Here is a 15,406-nt window from a genome sequence, read left to right as displayed (position 1 = left end):
CTCAGCGCAAAATCCGCTGCAAGATTTGCAGGTCGAATGAACCTGTCGCAGTATCCGCGCTGGTAAAGCCTACTCGTGGATCCCGTATTCTTTGATCTTGTATTGAAGCGCGCGGAGGCTGATACCAAGAAGCTTCGCCGCTTTCTCGCGGTGATTGACGACCTCGGCCAATGTTCGGCGGATCGCCTCTCGTTCGATGTCCTTGAGCGAGGTCCCGAGCGTCACCATCATGGTGCGCCTATCCTCCTGACTCGCCTGAATCTCTTCCGGCAGATGTTCAGGCTGGATCACGGGCTCCTTGACTGTGATGACCAGTCGTTCCATCAAATTTCTTAACTGGCGAATGTTGCCCGGCCAGGCATAAAGCCGCATCAGCCGCATCGTATCCCGGGGGATCTCTTTGAGTTCCCGGTGGTGCTCCGCGGAGAACTCCCGGAGAAAGCGTTCGGCCAGGAGCGGGATGTCGTCACCACGCTCGCGAAGCGGCGGCAAGCGGATCGGAACGACGTTCAACCGGTAATACAAATCTTCCCGAAAGTTGCCTTGCTTGACGGCTTCTTCCAGATTCCGGTTCGTGGCCGCGATAATGCGGGCGTCGACCTTGACCACTTTCGTCCCGCCCAGCCGTCGAAACTCCTTTGTTTCCAGCACACGGAGAAAATCGACCTGGGACTTCAGCGACAACTCCCCCACTTCGTCGAGCAGTAGGGTGCCGCCATCCGCCAGTTCAAACCGACCGACCTTCGTCGCCGTCGCGCCTGTGAAGGCGCCTTTCTCATAGCCAAAAAGCTCGCTTTCGAAGAGATTTTCGGGAAGCGCCCCGCAGTTCAACGTCACGAACGGCCCGTCGGCTCGAACACTCTTGTGATGGATGGCCCGGGCCACAAGTTCCTTGCCGGTGCCGCTCTCCCCTGTCAACAGGACGGTGACGCCGCTTTCGGCAACCAGCTCGACCAGACTGTACAGGCGCTGCATGGGTTCGCTCTCGCCTACCATCTGTTCGAAGCGAATCCTGGTTTCGAGGCGGTCCCGCAACTGTTTGTTCTCGCTGGCCAGGGCTCGTCGCTCGAGCGCCTTGGCGACGGCCAACGGGAACCGCTCACGGTCGATGGGCTTCGTCAGGTAGTCATAGGCGCCAGCCCGCATGGCTTCCACCGCCGTATCGATGGAACCGTAAGCGGTCATGACCACGACCTCGGTGTCCGGCCATGAAGCCTTCAGGCGACGGTTGAACTCGATACCTCCCATGCCCGGCATTTTGAGATCGGTGATGGCCAATTCTGCGCCGTAGCGGGTCAGTTCTTCCAATGCCTCCTCCCCCGACCCGACACCACGGACGTCGTACCCCTGCTTCGACAGCATGGTCACGAGCGCGCTCCGAATATTGATCTCGTCGTCCACCACCAGGATACGCGCCCGATTGGTCATGGCGTCACCGTCACGGAGTGCGATGGTTTTGTTGCCACTGGAAACTGCAACACAACGGTGGTTCCCCGCCCCTGTTCACTCGACACCCCAATCGTCCCGCCGTGGTCTTGCATGATCCGGTAGGCGATCGCAAGGCCGAGACCGGTCCCCTCGGATTTTGTGGTGTAAAACGGTTCGAACAGGCGCGTCATATCTTGCTTCTTGATACCACTGCCGGTATCGTCGATCGCAATATCGACCCATTGCCTTCCGTCTCCACGACCGCGGCGAGCTTCAACGCGACACCGACCTCCCTTCGGCATAGCATGAAACGAGTTGGCCATCACGTTCACCAGCACCTGACTGATTTGGGTCTCATCTCCGAGCACCGTGGGCAATCCATCCTCCACGAGATGCTCCAACCGGATACTCCGTTCGTCGGCTTCGAAGCGCATCAACGAGATGATGTAGTCGATGACCGATCGCACATCCACTTCACGCAATCCGAGCGAGCCGGAACCGGCAAACTTCATGAAGGTATCCAGGATGGCGCACATGCGGCGGCACTCCGCGTTCAAGATCCGAAGATAATGATCCGCCTGTTCCCGCGGTCCGAACTGTCTGGCCAACTCGCCTTCCAAGAGGTGGAGGTTGAGATCCACGGCGCTCAAGGGATTGCGCAACTCGTGCGCCACGCCGGCGGACAGGGTGTGCAGCGCCGATAATTTTTCGGCGTTGCGCACCCGCTGTTCCAACGCCAGCCAGTCCGTTACATCTTGCGCCTGGAGAATAATGCCCGCCGAGCGCCCATCCTCGTCGGTGAGTTCAGCCGTCGTCACACGGATCATCCGCGGCATGCGGTCCTGGCCCTGATACGGCAGATCCCGCTGTCGCACGTGCTCTTGCGTTCGCAAGGCAGTGTCCAGCACATGGCGGATCACATCTCCCGGCGCAAAAACAGACTCGAAGGCATGCCCCAGCAGGTCCGCGGACGAACGTGTCAGCACGTCTTCGGCCGCGGGATTCACGGCGGTGATGACTCCGCTCTGATTCAGCGTGAGAATTCCGGTTGGAATGCTCTGCAGGATATTGCGGGCCAGCCCTTTGACCGCCTCCAGCGTGCGGCGCGCATTGTCGTAATGGACGAACGCGGTGACGGCGCCAATGCTGCCCGCGGCGGCGAGAAATATCAACAGCGCCACCAAAATCAAATCGCGGCGCGATTCCCACAGCGCAACAAAGCGTTCAGCCGGAACCGATCGGTCTCTGGAGAAATCCTGCAACAACCTCTGGTCTTGCTGAAGGCTGAACAGTAGCAGGGAGGACAACACCAGCGCGAGGGTCAGAAAGGCCGCAGTCATCAGCCACAATGGCACCCTGCGGAACCGCGCCGTGACGGGAACGGGTCTAAACATGGCGGTGCCACAGAACCGGGCTCATGATCGCTTCATGCTAGCACGCACGAGCCTCCTTGTATACACGATCGGTCGGCACGGTCGATCCAGACCCAAGCACCCTCAGACGAATCTATCTCTGGAACGAGACGGCTTGTCCATAGCTCGCACACAATGCTCACCGGTCGGCTTGATTAGTTGACTTCCATCGCATTTCTCATTACCGTGGCGAGCACGATTTTGGGTTATCGTATGGTCATCGACACCACTGAACCATGACACGCTCCCCATTCCGTTCAGGCTCGGTCGCGCTGTGTTGCTGCCTGGCGGCCGTCCTTCTCCTCGCCTGCCAGGACCGTCGCGCCGATAAAGCCTACCTCAAGGGGAATTACGAAAAGAGCGCCAAGGAGCTGGAATCGCTCGCCAATCTCGGTGACGCGCGCGCCCAATACAATCTTGGGCTTTTGTACGACCAGGGTCTAGGAGTTCCTCAGAGCGATGCCCTGGCACTGAGATGGTACACCCAAGCCGCAGAACACGGGGAACCACGCGCTCAATACAACCTCGGCATCATGTATATGAACGGACAAGGGACCACGCCGGATCCGGTTCTGGCCTATTACTGGTTCAGTCTAGCGGTCGCGCAAGGAGAGAGCAAAGCCCCCGCGGCGCGTGACTATGTCATGGGACAGATGAGTTCCGAGCAAATCAGCCAGGGACAGCAGATGGTCATGACCCGCCTCCAGGCACAGACCGGCGCTCACCAACCACGGTCTGGCTCTCCTCCATAAAAGCGTTTCGTAAAGGTGTGGACGCAGGAGTGGAACCACTCCGCAGCGAGAATGTCTTAGGCGCTATAGCTCGCTCTTTACTTGAGCGATTCCGTCTCTCTATTGAGATCGGATCTTGCCTGATCGGCCGCGTGATAGGAACTCCGCACAAGCGGCCCGGATTCCACATGGCGAAAGCCCAGTGCCAATGCTTCCAGCTTCAGTGCGCCAAACAGGGCCGGCTCGTAGAATCGAGCTACCGGCAAGTGTTGCCTGGTCGGCTGCAGATACTGCCCCATCGTCAGAATATCGCACCCGCTGTTTCGTAGGTCGTGCATCACCTGACTCACTTCGTCGAGCGTTTCTCCCAAGCCCAGGATCAGACCGGACTTTGTGGTCATGCCCAGATCCTTGGCCTGCCGAAGCACCCCGATCGACCGCCCATATTTTCCCTGCGGCCTGATGGCTGGAAAGAGCCGGGCGACCGTTTCGATATTGTGGTTCAGAAGATCAGGCCGTTCGGCGCAAAGCTCCTTCATTGCCTCCACGTCGCCCCCGAAGTCGGGAATCAAGACCTCGATCGTACAGCCGGGGTTGAGTCGCCTCGTCTCCCGGATGGTCGCCGCAAACACACCTGCGCCCCCATCCGCCAACTCGTCACGGTTCACGGACGTTACCACCACATGCCGCAGGCCCAGCGCCCGTACCGCGTCAGCCACGCGCCTCGGCTCCTCCAGATCGAGAGGCAACGGCTTGCCGGTCTGCACCGAACAGTAGTGACACCGTCTGGTACAGACATCCCCCAGGATCAGAAACGTGGCGGTCCGCGCATTCCAACATTCCCATCTATTCGGACAACGGGCCTCTTCGCAGATCGTGTGCAGCTTGAGCCGCTCCATCACCTGCTTGATGTCGAGATAGTCGGGACCGGTCTGCGCCTCCACCCTGAACCAGGGGGGCAGCCTAGGCCGCGATATGTCTCCCGAGGAAGCCGAGTCCCTACGCGTCAACCTGGATGTGGAATCAGGTCTGGCGATGCGATCTATAGGGATCAGGTCCATGGATGATCAGCGACGGACGGTGTGAGCGCGAAACCAACTGGCCAGCGAGTCCAGCCATCTTCCGGAAGCGGACGATTCCTGAGGTGGATCCGGATATTCGATCCAGGGTTCCTGCGAGCCCAGATACAGCTCGCCGCGAAAGATCAACTGGCTTTTCAGCTGGCGGTAGCCGCGAGATTGAAGCATGTCTGTCAGAGCCGGCAATATCGCATCCCGAACGGGACACCAGTCGGTCGAGATACGGAGGTCTTCATACTGCAAGTGCGCCCGATAGCCCGGGTCGGCCTGTTCCAATTCCACCGGGCGACTGAAACCGCGCTCACGGTCGTCCAGGCCGGCCAGCTGATATTTCTCGATCCAGTTCTTCGACATCGGTCCCTGATGTCCTCCATGATGCCATCCTGGCAAGGGAGTCACGGCCGATCGCCTAAATCCCTCACTCGAGGGCTCGAAACACGGCAACCAAATCGCTAAGCGCGGCGGTCTTGTGTCTGAGCACCGTCCGTTCCGCCCGTATCGAGTCCTGGACCTGACGATCGGCGGATCCGCCTCGCAAACATGTCTCGCCGAGCGCCAGAATGCGGTCGCATTCTTCGGTCAGCTTCTTCTTCACCACGGGGTTGACCGACAGAATGTCCATGAGTTGGCTCCTCGTGTCGGTCAAATGCTTGTTCAGTTCCGTGTCAGGATACGTCTTCCGAGCAGCCTCATCCAAACAGCGGTCCAAATATTGGGCTAAGAAGACGTACAATCGGACCAGCGCGGCAGCGATGTCAATCTGTTCCATTGCAGTGACCGCCATGATTGTTCACCCTTTCTTGTCTCAATCGAGTGAGGAACTAGAGCAGCACTTTCACATCTGCACCGTCGACTTTAACCTGGTAGACCTCAACCTTCCCTGACGGATTGTTCACACACGCTCCCGTGGTGACGTTGAACTGCCAGCCGTGCCAGGGACAGGTCACCACGTTGCCTTCGAGCTCGCCTTCACCAAGCGGCCCTCCGCGGTGAATGCAAGTGTTGTCGATGGCGTGAAACACCCCGTCAACATTGAAGAGAGCAATAGTCTTCCCCTGCGCTTCCGCCACCATCCCGCTGCCCGGCTTGACGTCCCCGGTTCCCGCTACCCGTACAAACTCTCCCATGAATCCCTCCGCAGTGTGAGGTCCCGCTCACTGGTTGCCGAACGGTTGCTTGATTTTCTTCAGGAGACGGTCGATCGACGCGCCCTCTTTCGCCGTCCCGCCCAATCGGCCGATGAGCTGCTGTGCGATGTCTCTGAACGCGGCGGCCTGCGGCGACTCCGGATGCGCCACGACGATGGGATGTCCGCTGTCTCCGCCGTCACGAATGGCCGGATCGATCGGAATACGCCCCAGAAAGGGCACCCCCAACTTCTCAGCGGCGCGCTCCCCTCCTCCGTGCGAGAAAATTTCCGTCCGTTCCCCGCAGTGACCGCATACGAAGAAACTCATGTTCTCGATGATCCCCAACAAGGGGACATTGACCTTCTGAAACATCGCCATGCCCTTGCGCACGTCGTAGAGGGCCACTTCCTGCGGCGTCGTCACCGTCACCGCCCCGGCCAGCGGCACCATCTGGGACAAGGATAATTGAATATCTCCGGTGCCGGGTGGGAGATCGATCAGGAGGTAATCCAGATCTCCCCAGAGTACGTCTCGAAAGAACGCCTGCAGATACTGGTGCACTATCGGCCCACGCCAGACCAACGGCGCTTCCTCCGGAACGAGAAATGCCATCGAAATCAATTTGACCCCATAATTCTCGACCGGCAGGATCTTGCCGTCCTTTTGTTCGGGTCCGGTGGTGCTTCCCATCATCATCGGAATGTTCGGCCCGTAAATGTCCGCATCGAGCAGGCCGACCTTTGCCCCGGTAAGCGCGAGGGCGCAGGCCAGGTTGGATGCAACCGTCGACTTGCCGACGCCGCCCTTACCGCTGCTGACGGCGATGATGTGTTTGACACCGGGGATGAGACTGTCTTTGGCTTGCGACGATTGAGCCGCATGGGTGTGTTCATCTGACATCAGAGCGACCTCCTCTCGCGAACACCAGAACCCAATCCTGAGATCGAGCGGTCCGCATAATCGCATCATAAGCGATGAAGGGAGAGAAAGAAAATGGGCCGGTAGGACCAACCGGGATGGGACAACCGGGGTATGGCAGAGGCTATTCGGCAAATACCGTCGGGTCGAGCCGACGAAGATTCGTTGCCAGTCCCAAGAGAGACAGGGAGTAGATGATCCACTTCGATGGATCGAAATTGTACCATTTGGGGCCGTTGCGATAATCGCGTGCATAGGTGTGATGATAGTTGTGGTACCCCTCTCCGAAACTGACCAAGGAGATCAACCAGCTATCCCGGCTGCTGTCATGATTACTGTGGGGCTGCGTTCCATACATATGACAGAGCGAATTGATCGCAAACGTCGAATTCAGCACCATGAACATGCGGAACATGCCCGCAAGCATGAAACAACCGATCGCGCCCTGAACACCTCCGTGAACGAACCCAAGCATGAGCGGAAAGGCCAGGCCGGAGATCACGATGGCATGGTACTGACGGTGCTGCCACATGATCATCGGGTCTTTTCGCAATTGGCGTTCATAATTTTCGGTTCGATGAGGGGTGTTGACGAACAACCATCCACAGTGGCTGTGCCAAAAGCCCTTCTGGGCATTATACGGATCCTCCTCCTGATCGGTGCGAGCGTGATGGCGAATATGGTCGGAGCACCACCGCAACGCGGAGTTCTGCAGGGCCCAACCTCCGGCGATCAGCAGCACCGCCTTCACCCAGGGATGGCATTCGAAGCTGCGATGCGAGATCAGGCGGTGGTAGCCCACGGTGATGCCCATGCCGGTCACAATGTATAAGACGCCGAACACCACCCAATCAAAGAGCGTATAGCCATAGAGAAAACCGAACAGCGGCGTCCCGATCAACGTCACTGCGGCTACCAGGCAAAACAGGATGAACGTCTTGTACGCAAACGGCGAAGTCCACTTGGTATCGGGCATCCTACTCCTCGCGTTGAAATGAAGAAAACCCGGCGATCAGTCTGTCGTGGCGGTCGCCCACTGTCTCATCAGGTATCTGGCACATAGTATCGAAGTGACGGATAATTTTCAACAAAATCATTGCGGTGTATACTGTGTCAGATTGTGATCGAGCCGTATCTTCCTCATGAGACCCACACCATCCGATCTTGAGACAGCCATCCGCAGAATCGGTGAAGACCTCGCACGATTGTCCGCCGGGCGAACCCCGACCGTCTTCGAGCGACGCTGGTGGTCCCAGGCCGCCATGAACTTGGCCATGCACGACCCGGCCTTTAAGACTCAGCTGTTCCGGTTCATCGATGTGTTGCCCGCCATCCCCAATGACGAACGCGTCGTCGCCTTGGCCGGTGAATACTTTGGTTCCATGACCGACCGAGCATTCGGGTTGCGATGGGGGTTCAGGGCGCTTTCGGCCACCGGCATCGGCGCACGACTCACCGGCCATGCCATCCGGTCTCAGGTGGAACAGATGGCGAGGACGTTCATCGCCGGTTCGTCCGTCGATGACGCCGTGCCGGTTTTGAAGGGACTCTGCCAAGACGGAAAGCGCTGGTCGATCGATCTCTTGGGCGAAGCTACCATCAGTGATCAGGAGGCCGATCGCTATCGGGATCGTTGCGTGGAGGCCTTGCATGCGCTGGCACGGTCTGCCGCCGTGCAGCACGACGCCGGCCACCTGGAGCATGACCAGTTTGGATCGATCCCGACCGTGCAGTTGTCCCTCAAGCTATCCGCGTTGACCCCCCACCTTGATCCGATCGATCCCGAAGGTACCTATGACACGATCGCGCCCCGTTTGCGGTCGATCGTGGACACCGCTAAGGAGGTGGATGCCTCGCTGATTTTCGACATGGAGCAGGCCGAAACCAAAGATTCGATCATCACGATCTTCATACGATTGTTCTCAGAAGCCCCCTATCTGAGCTTTCGACATGCAGGAATTGCCATGCAAGCCTATCATCGAGAAACCATCCGCGATGTTGGGTTGTTGACGGAGTGGGTCCGCAGGCGAGAAGCGCCGATTACCATTCGCCTGGTCAAGGGGGCCTATTGGGACAGCGACACTATTTACTATCGTCAACGGGGATGGCCCATTCCCCTCTTCGAACGGAAGGCCGACACGGATGCGAATTTCGAAGGCCTCGCGGAGACGCTGCTGGCCCATGCCTCCCTGATTCGGCCGGCCTTCGGTACGCATAATTTGAGAACGCTCGCCTGCATCGAGGCGGTGGCCGAACGCTTAGGACTAGGACCGGAGGCCTACGAATATCAGATGATCTTCGGCATGGCCGAGCCGTTTCAGCACGCCATCCTACAGCGGCACCGCCGCCTGCGCCTCTATACACCGGTTGGAGAGCTTCTGCCTGGAATGGCCTATCTCGTGCGCCGACTCCTCGAAAACACCTCGAACGAATCGTTCCTTCGCAAGGAATATGTCGAGTCTGAGCCGCTCCAGCAGCTCCTCGATCCACCTGCCGGAGGTCAAACAGCGTCGGCACCCCAACCGGAAGTCGACTGCGGCTTCCAAAACGAACCGATACAGGACTTCTCTCAGGGGGCGGCACGCCACGCGATGTGTGAAGCGATCAGAATCATTAGGACGCAACTGGACCGGCAATGGAACGCAGATCCTCCCTCCCTCCCGCGCTCGGTTCCGATCCTCCTTTCCCACAATCCTGCGCGTCCTGACGAGATCGTCGCGCGGGTTCACGGCGGCGAGGTGGGTGATGCCGACCGTGCCGTCGACGCTTGCCTCAATGGCTGGGAGGCATGGCGCGAGACCACGGCAGAATACCGGGCAGACACCATGCGCCGCGCGGCGAGTCTGATGCGCGATAGAAAGTCCGAATTGGCGGCCTGGCAAGTCTTGGAATGTGCGAAGCCTTGGCGGGAAGCGGATGCGGACGTCGCCGAGGCGATCGATTTCCTGGAGTTCTACGCCCGCGAATGGCTGCGACTGGCGACTCCAACACGATTGGGACAGATCCCTGGAGAATTAAACCATCGTGTGCTCGTCCCGCGCGGTGTCACCGCCGTGATCTCCCCCTGGAACTTTCCCCTGGCCATCCCGACAGGCATGGTATCGGCTGCCTTGGTGACCGGGAATCCCGTCATCTTCAAACCTTCGGAGCGGTCCTCGCTCATCGGCCAGCTGCTCGTCTCACTGTTGCATGAGGCCGGTGTGCCGCCGGACGTCTTGATCTGCATGCCGGGAGGCCCGGAAATCGGCCGGGCACTGGTGCAACATCGCAACATCGCCACCATCGCTTTCACGGGATCGAAGAAGGTCGGGCTCGAACTCCTACGCGAAACGGCGACGGTTCTGCCGGGTCAACACATGGTGAAGCGCGTAATCGCGGAAATGGGCGGAAAGAACGCCATCATCATCGACGACACCGCCGATCTCGACGAGGCCGTCACGGGAGTCGTGAGATCGGCGACCGGCTATGCCGGGCAGAAGTGTTCCGCATGCTCGCGGGTCATCGTGCACGAGGCCGTGTACGACATCTGTTTGCGTCGTCTGCAGGAAGCCCTCGCCTGCCTGCACGTGGGGGACCCGGAAAAGCCCGGCACCCACATGGGTCCGGTCATTGATGCGAGGGCACAATCGACCATTCTCCATTACATCGCGGTCGGCAAACAGGAGGCCCGTCTGGTTCAGGACAGGAAAAACCCCACGCCTGGCTGGTACGTCGGTCCCACCCTCTTTGCCGACGTGAATCCGAACGCGCGGATTGCACAGGAGGAAATCTTTGGACCGGTCCTGGCCGTTATGAAAGCCGCCTCCTTCGAGGAAGCCCTTCGCCTGGCCAACGCGACGGATTACGGATTGACCGGTGGAGTCTATTCCCGCAGTCCGGCCAATCTCGACCTGGCGCGACGGCACTTTGACGTGGGAAACCTGTACTTGAATCGACCCATCACCGGCGCCCTAGTGGGGCGTCAGCCGTTCGGAGGCCATCGGATGTCAGGGATCGGAGCGAAGGCAGGTGGTGAGGACTATCTGCTGCAATTTGTGGTCGTGAGAATCGTCAGCGAACAGACCCTGCGCCGGGGATTCGCTCCGACCGAGTGACGCCTTCGAAGGCTTGATCTCAAACGATTCCAGCTCTTCCGTGATCTCGGTAATTACACCCCGGTCCTGCAACGGCGAAAGCTCCTGACGCTCGACGTACTTGACCAGTCCCACCCCTTTGACAAACCAGGCGGCCATGACGTCCGTGCCGGACACGGTTTTCTTTGCACCGGACAATCGAATGGTCATCTGCATTTTGGCTTCGATTTTCACGGCGTCCGCAAAGGTCCCGGCCGGAACGGTGACGGATTCCTGACCCACGACGGTCGAGCTGCCCTGCACGTCGACCTTTTCGTTGATTCCATCCTGGTCCATATCGGTCCCAAAATCCAACTCCTTCTTGTCGAACTGCGAAAATGAAGACGCAATCTTCATGGGAAACCGGACAATCTGATAGGGAACCAGTTGTTTCTCCAACGGCGTTCCCGGCTCAGACCCGTAATAGACGATACCGACCGCGTCTCGGCGGTAGAAGCTGTCGGAGACGCCGTGATTGCCGGGATTGGTATCGTGAAACATCGTCACCGTGACCCCTTTCAACGATTTCGTTCCCATCACGGACGATACGTTGTGAAACGACTTGCGCTCGATCGTCTGAACCGGCCCTTCAGTGATCTGGCCTCGATACTCCCAGTGACTGCCGATCGTATCCGGGAAATAGTCCTGCGACTGAACGATCGTGCCGAGGTCCTCGGCCGCAACGGAAAGAGAGGCCGATAGGCCGAGCAGCAGTGAACAGAGCATGGTCACGAATGGATCGGGTCGTCGCTTCGCACGCAGCATGCGAGATGCCTCCATAAATCACCGTTCTGTGACCGTATCATAGGCTCGCGTGACGCGGCAAGCCGATCGGTTTCCCTTCCACTTGCCTTGGCTCCCGATCCAAATCATAATCCGGGCCATGCGCGATGCGCGAATCGTATCGGAGGCCGATCGTGAGGCGGAGAGCGCGCAAGGCAGCCGATCAGTCCGACCCGCCGTCCTCGTGACCGGCGCCTCGGGAACCATCGGTCGTGCAATCAGTCTCGCCTTTGCAGCGAGCGGATGGTTCGTCGGGATTCATTATCATCAGAACAAACAAGCGGCTACCGTCACGCTCGAGCAGGTGGGGACAAGCGGAGGCGATGGGGCCCTGTATCAAGCCGATGTCCGTGACCGCCACGCCGTGATACAGATGACCGAGGTCTTCGCCAAGAAGGCTCCATCGGTTTGGACCTGTGTCTGTAACGCCGGCATTGCTGGCGGCGGCCTCATCATGCGTCAGCGAGAGGATCAGTGGACAGAGATCATCGAAACGAATCTGACCGGCACCTTCCACTGTGTACAGGCGGTCGGACGGATCCTCTGCGCCGAGAACGGCGGTTCAATCGTCGTTATCGGATCTCATGCGGGTTTTCACGGCAGGATCGGACAGGCCGCGTATGCGGCCGCCAAAGCGGGCTTGGTCGGTCTGATGAGGACGGCCGCACTGGAATGGGGTGCGCGTAATGTGCGCATCAATCTTCTGCTGCCGGGCTGGCAGAAGTCGCCGCTCTCTGAAGGCGCGATGCCCGACGATGAGACCTGGGCTGACCATGCCCTACACCGCACACCCTCAATCGAATCGGTAGCCCGCACCGTCGTTCATGTTGCACAAGCGGAGGATGTCTCGGGACAAATCTGGAATTGCGACAGCCGACACCTCTAACCACAACCGCAGCGCCCGTAGCGGAAACCAGGAGAGGGACAATGAGCAGCGGAGTATTCATCACTGGAACAGATACAGGAGTCGGAAAAACAGTTGTAACCGCCGCGCTCACTGTACACATGAAGCGCAAAGGGGCGGCGGTCGGCGTGATGAAGCCGATTGAAACAGGAATCATGACTTCCAGATTGGCTCAGTCCGATGCTGCGCGGCTCCAGGCCGTGACCGAATGCGACGATGCACTCGGAGCCATCTGCCCATTTCAATTCGAATTGCCGCTCGCCCCGCTTGCGGCGGCCCGAGCTGAAAGACGACAGATCGACCTGGGAGTGATCCAGAAAGTCTATCGTTTGCTTTCCCGCCGCTACGAGTATGTGGTGATAGAAGGGGTCGGCGGGGTTCACGTGCCGCTCGGCCCAAGAATCGAAGTTCTTGATCTCATCGCCCGCTTGAAGTTTCCCGTCGTCGTGGTGGGTCGAACCGCGCTCGGCGGGATCAACCACGCGCTGCTGACCGTCGAAGCGCTTCGTCGACGAAGGATTCCCGTCGCAGCCGTGATGCTCAATCAAACAAAACCGGCGAGGTCGAAGCTGGATCGTCTACAGGAGCGCACGACCGTCGAGATCCTCCGCAAACAGGCCGGTGTGCCGGTGCTCGGCCCTCTCCCCTACAGATCGGAATTGTCAAAACAGTTCCGGCGGACCGTGATGAAGTTCGCTCAATCCGCTGCGATGTTGCATCTGGCGAACGTCGTCAGGCGAGCAGCGAGATAAGTTGCTCGACCGTCTTCTTGACATCCGGCGCCGCAAGTACGGCAGAGATGACGGCAATTCCGTTCGCACCGGCCTGCACCGCGGCAGATACTTGTTCTGTTTGGATGCCTCCGATCGCGAAGATCGGAAGCGACGTCAGTGCACGGATTTGCGTGAGTCCTTCCACTCCCACTACCGGATCATGATCTTGTTTCGACCCAGGTTTAAAGATCGGACCGAAGCCGATATAGTCGGGCTTCATCGTATCCGCTTGCCGCACCTGCTCGGCGTTGTGCGTGGACAAGCCAATGATCCTCTCCGGCCCCAAGATTTTTCTCGCATCTCCGTGAGATAGATCGTCCTGGCCGAGATGCACCCCATCGGCATCAACCGCCAATGCCAAATCGCACCGATCGTTCACGATGAACATCACACCGAGATCCCCTGCCAATTTCCGCAAGGGTAACGCCTCTCCGTACTGCTCTCGCATGGACGCGACTTTATTACGGTACTGAAAGAGCTTGGCTCCCCCTTCCGCCGCCGCCGTCAAGACCGCTCCAAGCGGGCGATCCGGCCGAACAGAGGGATCGAGAATTACATAGAGACCGGAAAGCTCGTGAGTACGCACAGTCACAGCCGTAGGGTCATTGTACCTCGAACACTCCAGCAGGTTGTTCAAAAAGTTCGTCCAGCGAGGCCGCAGTGAACGAGGACCCGAAGCGTACTCTGTTTAGTACGTCGAGGGTCCGAGTGATATGAGAACGCCGCTGGCGGACCTTTTCAACAACCTGTTAGCCGGCGAGGAATCGGTCAAGAAACGTCGTGGAAACGTGGCCCTTTTGGAAGTCGGGATCGTTGAGGATGCGTTTGTGCAGCGGGATCGTGGTCTTGATGCCTTCGATCACAAATTCATCGAGCGCACGACGCATGCGAGCGATGGCCTCCTGCCGATCGCGTCCGTGGGTGATCACCTTGGCAATCATGGAGTCGTAATGCGGCACGACCATGGCGTTGGATTCCATCGCCGAATCAACTCGCACCCCAAACCCGCCTGGGGCGCGGTATCTCGTGATCAGGCCGGGCGACGGGGTGAACTTTTCAGGGTCTTCGGCGTTGATCCGGCATTCTAGGCTATGGCCGTTCAGCTTGATGTCCTGCTGCTTGAAGGAAAGCGCTTGCCCATCGGCCAGACGAATTTGTTCCTTGATCAAATCGATCCCCGTGACCATTTCCGTGATGGGGTGTTCGACTTGAATTCTGGTATTTACTTCCATAAAGAAGAAGTTTTGGTCCTTATCCAGGAGAAACTCTACGGTGCCGACATTGCGATAGTGCACCGCCTTGACGGCTTCCACCGCAGTCCGTCCGATTTCACGACGGAGCTTTTCGTCCACGGCCGGGGAAGGCGTTTCCTCGACCAGCTTCTGGTGCCGTCGTTGGATCGAGCAGTCCCGCTCTCCGAGATGCACCACATGACCGCGATGGTCGGCTACAATCTGAACCTCGATGTGACGCGGCTCCAGAAAATACCGTTCGAGATAGACGCTGTCGTTGCCAAATGTGGATTTCGCCTCGGCCTGCGCCGCCTGAAACGCACGACCGAGATCATCCGCCTTATTGACCACGCGCATGCCGCGGCCCCCGCCACCGGCCGCCGCCTTGATGATGACGGGATAGCCGATCTTCTGAGCCGCTTCCATGGCTTCCTGCTCACTCTTCAGACCGCCTGGACTTCCCGGTGTGACGGGCAGACCGCGCTTGGCGACGATCTCACGAGCTTTGGCCTTATCTCCCATGAGAGCGATATTTTCGGAGGTGGGCCCGATGAATTTCATCCCGATCGATTCGCAGACTTCGGCGAAGTGGGCGTTTTCGGAGAGGAAGCCGTATCCCGGATGAATCGCGTCCGCGCCGGTAATCTCGGCGGCACTTAGCACGTTGGGAATATTGCGATAACTGAGGGCCGCTTCAGCGGGGCCGACGCAGACCTGTTCATCCGCCGCTCGGACATGCAACCCGTTGGCATCGGCCTCGGAGTGGATCGCCACCGTTTTGATTCCGAGCTCCTTGCAGGCCCGGATGACGCGAAGCGCGATTTCCCCTCGATTGGCGACGAGAACTTTCTTGAACAAGCTGTGGCTCCGGTACGATGAGGTGATCAGTCTGTCATGCAGAACG

General features: G+C 58.8%; 15 protein-coding genes. 4 read left to right on the top strand and 11 right to left on the bottom strand.

Annotated elements, in window-relative coordinates:
- Window positions 1–69: 69 nt before the first annotated feature.
- Both P0111_09090 and P0111_09085 read right to left on the bottom strand, forming a co-directional pair.
- On the bottom strand, window positions 70–1,428 hold the full coding sequence (locus P0111_09090; protein MDF0644174.1) for a sigma-54 dependent transcriptional regulator: 1,359 nt from the start codon (window positions 1,426–1,428) through the stop codon (window positions 70–72).
- Entirely contained in the window at window positions 1,425–2,822 is a 1,398-nt protein-coding gene (locus P0111_09085; protein MDF0644173.1) for an ATP-binding protein, read from the bottom strand. Before P0111_09085 ends, P0111_09090 begins: the two co-directional genes overlap by 4 nt.
- 254 nt (window positions 2,823–3,076) lie before the next feature.
- Between P0111_09085 and P0111_09080 the strand changes: the two genes are divergently transcribed.
- Entirely contained in the window at window positions 3,077–3,592 is a 516-nt protein-coding gene (locus P0111_09080; GenBank protein MDF0644172.1) for a tetratricopeptide repeat protein, read from the top strand.
- Window positions 3,593–3,669: 77 nt separating this feature from the next.
- Here the strand turns inward: P0111_09080 and lipA are convergent, their stop codons facing one another.
- The 6 genes from lipA to P0111_09050 all read right to left on the bottom strand — a co-directional run bounded on the left by lipA (window position 3,670) and on the right by P0111_09050 (window position 7,674).
- The gene (lipA, locus tag P0111_09075) at window positions 3,670–4,632 is read right to left on the bottom strand and encodes a lipoyl synthase (protein ID MDF0644171.1); all 963 of its coding nucleotides are present in this window, start codon (window positions 4,630–4,632) and stop codon (window positions 3,670–3,672) included.
- A 6-nt stretch (window positions 4,633–4,638) separates the two neighbouring features.
- Window positions 4,639–5,004: a hypothetical protein gene (locus P0111_09070; protein ID MDF0644170.1), complete on the bottom strand. Its 366-nt coding sequence runs from the start codon at window positions 5,002–5,004 to the stop codon at window positions 4,639–4,641.
- A gap of 64 nt (window positions 5,005–5,068) precedes the next feature.
- Entirely contained in the window at window positions 5,069–5,434 is a 366-nt protein-coding gene (locus P0111_09065; protein ID MDF0644169.1) for a hypothetical protein, read from the bottom strand.
- Window positions 5,435–5,471: 37 nt separating this feature from the next.
- The gene (locus P0111_09060; GenBank protein ID MDF0644168.1) at window positions 5,472–5,777 is read right to left on the bottom strand and encodes a Rieske 2Fe-2S domain-containing protein; all 306 of its coding nucleotides are present in this window, start codon (window positions 5,775–5,777) and stop codon (window positions 5,472–5,474) included.
- 27 nt (window positions 5,778–5,804) lie between these two features.
- Window positions 5,805–6,680, bottom strand: coding sequence for an Mrp/NBP35 family ATP-binding protein (locus tag P0111_09055; protein ID MDF0644167.1), 876 nt, complete (start codon window positions 6,678–6,680; stop codon window positions 5,805–5,807).
- Between the two features lie 142 nt (window positions 6,681–6,822).
- On the bottom strand, window positions 6,823–7,674 hold the full coding sequence (locus tag P0111_09050; GenBank protein ID MDF0644166.1) for an acyl-CoA desaturase: 852 nt from the start codon (window positions 7,672–7,674) through the stop codon (window positions 6,823–6,825).
- A 166-nt stretch (window positions 7,675–7,840) separates the two neighbouring features.
- Between P0111_09050 and P0111_09045 the strand changes: the two genes are divergently transcribed.
- The gene (locus P0111_09045; protein ID MDF0644165.1) at window positions 7,841–10,792 is read left to right on the top strand and encodes a proline dehydrogenase family protein; all 2,952 of its coding nucleotides are present in this window, start codon (window positions 7,841–7,843) and stop codon (window positions 10,790–10,792) included.
- On the opposite strand, the gene P0111_09040 is transcribed toward P0111_09045, so the two are convergent.
- Entirely contained in the window at window positions 10,685–11,575 is an 891-nt protein-coding gene (locus tag P0111_09040) for a hypothetical protein (protein MDF0644164.1), read from the bottom strand. The genes P0111_09045 and P0111_09040 overlap by 108 nt on opposite strands.
- A 118-nt stretch (window positions 11,576–11,693) precedes the next feature.
- On the opposite strand from P0111_09040, the gene P0111_09035 reads away from it, so the two are divergent.
- Both P0111_09035 and bioD read left to right on the top strand, forming a co-directional pair.
- Complete coding sequence (locus P0111_09035; protein ID MDF0644163.1) at window positions 11,694–12,479, top strand: SDR family NAD(P)-dependent oxidoreductase; 786 nt, start codon at window positions 11,694–11,696, stop codon at window positions 12,477–12,479.
- A 41-nt stretch (window positions 12,480–12,520) separates the two neighbouring features.
- Window positions 12,521–13,249 (top strand): dethiobiotin synthase, encoded by a 729-nt coding sequence (bioD, locus tag P0111_09030; GenBank protein MDF0644162.1) that lies wholly within the window; start codon window positions 12,521–12,523, stop codon window positions 13,247–13,249.
- Here the strand turns inward: bioD and thiE are convergent.
- Together thiE and accC are read right to left on the bottom strand one after the other, a co-directional pair.
- Window positions 13,230–13,862 (bottom strand): thiamine phosphate synthase, encoded by a 633-nt coding sequence (thiE, locus tag P0111_09025; GenBank protein MDF0644161.1) that lies wholly within the window; start codon window positions 13,860–13,862, stop codon window positions 13,230–13,232. The genes bioD and thiE overlap by 20 nt on opposite strands.
- Before the next feature lie 157 nt (window positions 13,863–14,019).
- A complete protein-coding gene (accC, locus tag P0111_09020) occupies window positions 14,020–15,360 on the bottom strand; it encodes an acetyl-CoA carboxylase biotin carboxylase subunit (protein MDF0644160.1) in 1,341 nt (446 codons plus the stop codon).
- Window positions 15,361–15,406: the final 46 nt, after the last annotated feature.

Source organism: Nitrospira sp. (genome assembly GCA_029194535.1).
GTDB lineage: Bacteria > Nitrospirota > Nitrospiria > Nitrospirales > Nitrospiraceae > Nitrospira_C.
The sequence above is the reverse complement of the archived record's forward strand: the minus strand, read 5'-3'. Positions and strand labels throughout refer to the sequence as shown.

Excerpts from the sequence above, each read along its gene's own strand:
- P0111_09065 (MDF0644169.1), bottom strand. The coding sequence starts at position 5,434 with ATGGCGGTCACTGCAATGGAACAGATTGACATCGCTGCCGCGCTGGTC.
- P0111_09090 (MDF0644174.1), bottom strand. The coding sequence starts at position 1,428 with ATGACCAATCGGGCGCGTATCCTGGTGGTGGACGACGAGATCAATATT.
- P0111_09050 (MDF0644166.1), bottom strand. The coding sequence starts at position 7,674 with ATGCCCGATACCAAGTGGACTTCGCCGTTTGCGTACAAGACGTTCATC.
- P0111_09040 (MDF0644164.1), bottom strand. The coding sequence starts at position 11,575 with ATGCTGCGTGCGAAGCGACGACCCGATCCATTCGTGACCATGCTCTGT.
- P0111_09085 (MDF0644173.1), bottom strand. The coding sequence starts at position 2,822 with ATGTTTAGACCCGTTCCCGTCACGGCGCGGTTCCGCAGGGTGCCATTG.
- P0111_09070 (MDF0644170.1), bottom strand. The coding sequence starts at position 5,004 with ATGTCGAAGAACTGGATCGAGAAATATCAGCTGGCCGGCCTGGACGAC.
- bioD (MDF0644162.1), top strand. The coding sequence starts at position 12,521 with ATGAGCAGCGGAGTATTCATCACTGGAACAGATACAGGAGTCGGAAAA.
- P0111_09045 (MDF0644165.1), top strand. The coding sequence starts at position 7,841 with ATGAGACCCACACCATCCGATCTTGAGACAGCCATCCGCAGAATCGGT.
- P0111_09080 (MDF0644172.1), top strand. The coding sequence starts at position 3,077 with ATGACACGCTCCCCATTCCGTTCAGGCTCGGTCGCGCTGTGTTGCTGC.
- P0111_09055 (MDF0644167.1), bottom strand. The coding sequence starts at position 6,680 with ATGTCAGATGAACACACCCATGCGGCTCAATCGTCGCAAGCCAAAGAC.
- P0111_09060 (MDF0644168.1), bottom strand. The coding sequence starts at position 5,777 with ATGGGAGAGTTTGTACGGGTAGCGGGAACCGGGGACGTCAAGCCGGGC.
- P0111_09035 (MDF0644163.1), top strand. The coding sequence starts at position 11,694 with ATGCGCGATGCGCGAATCGTATCGGAGGCCGATCGTGAGGCGGAGAGC.
- lipA (MDF0644171.1), bottom strand. The coding sequence starts at position 4,632 with ATGGACCTGATCCCTATAGATCGCATCGCCAGACCTGATTCCACATCC.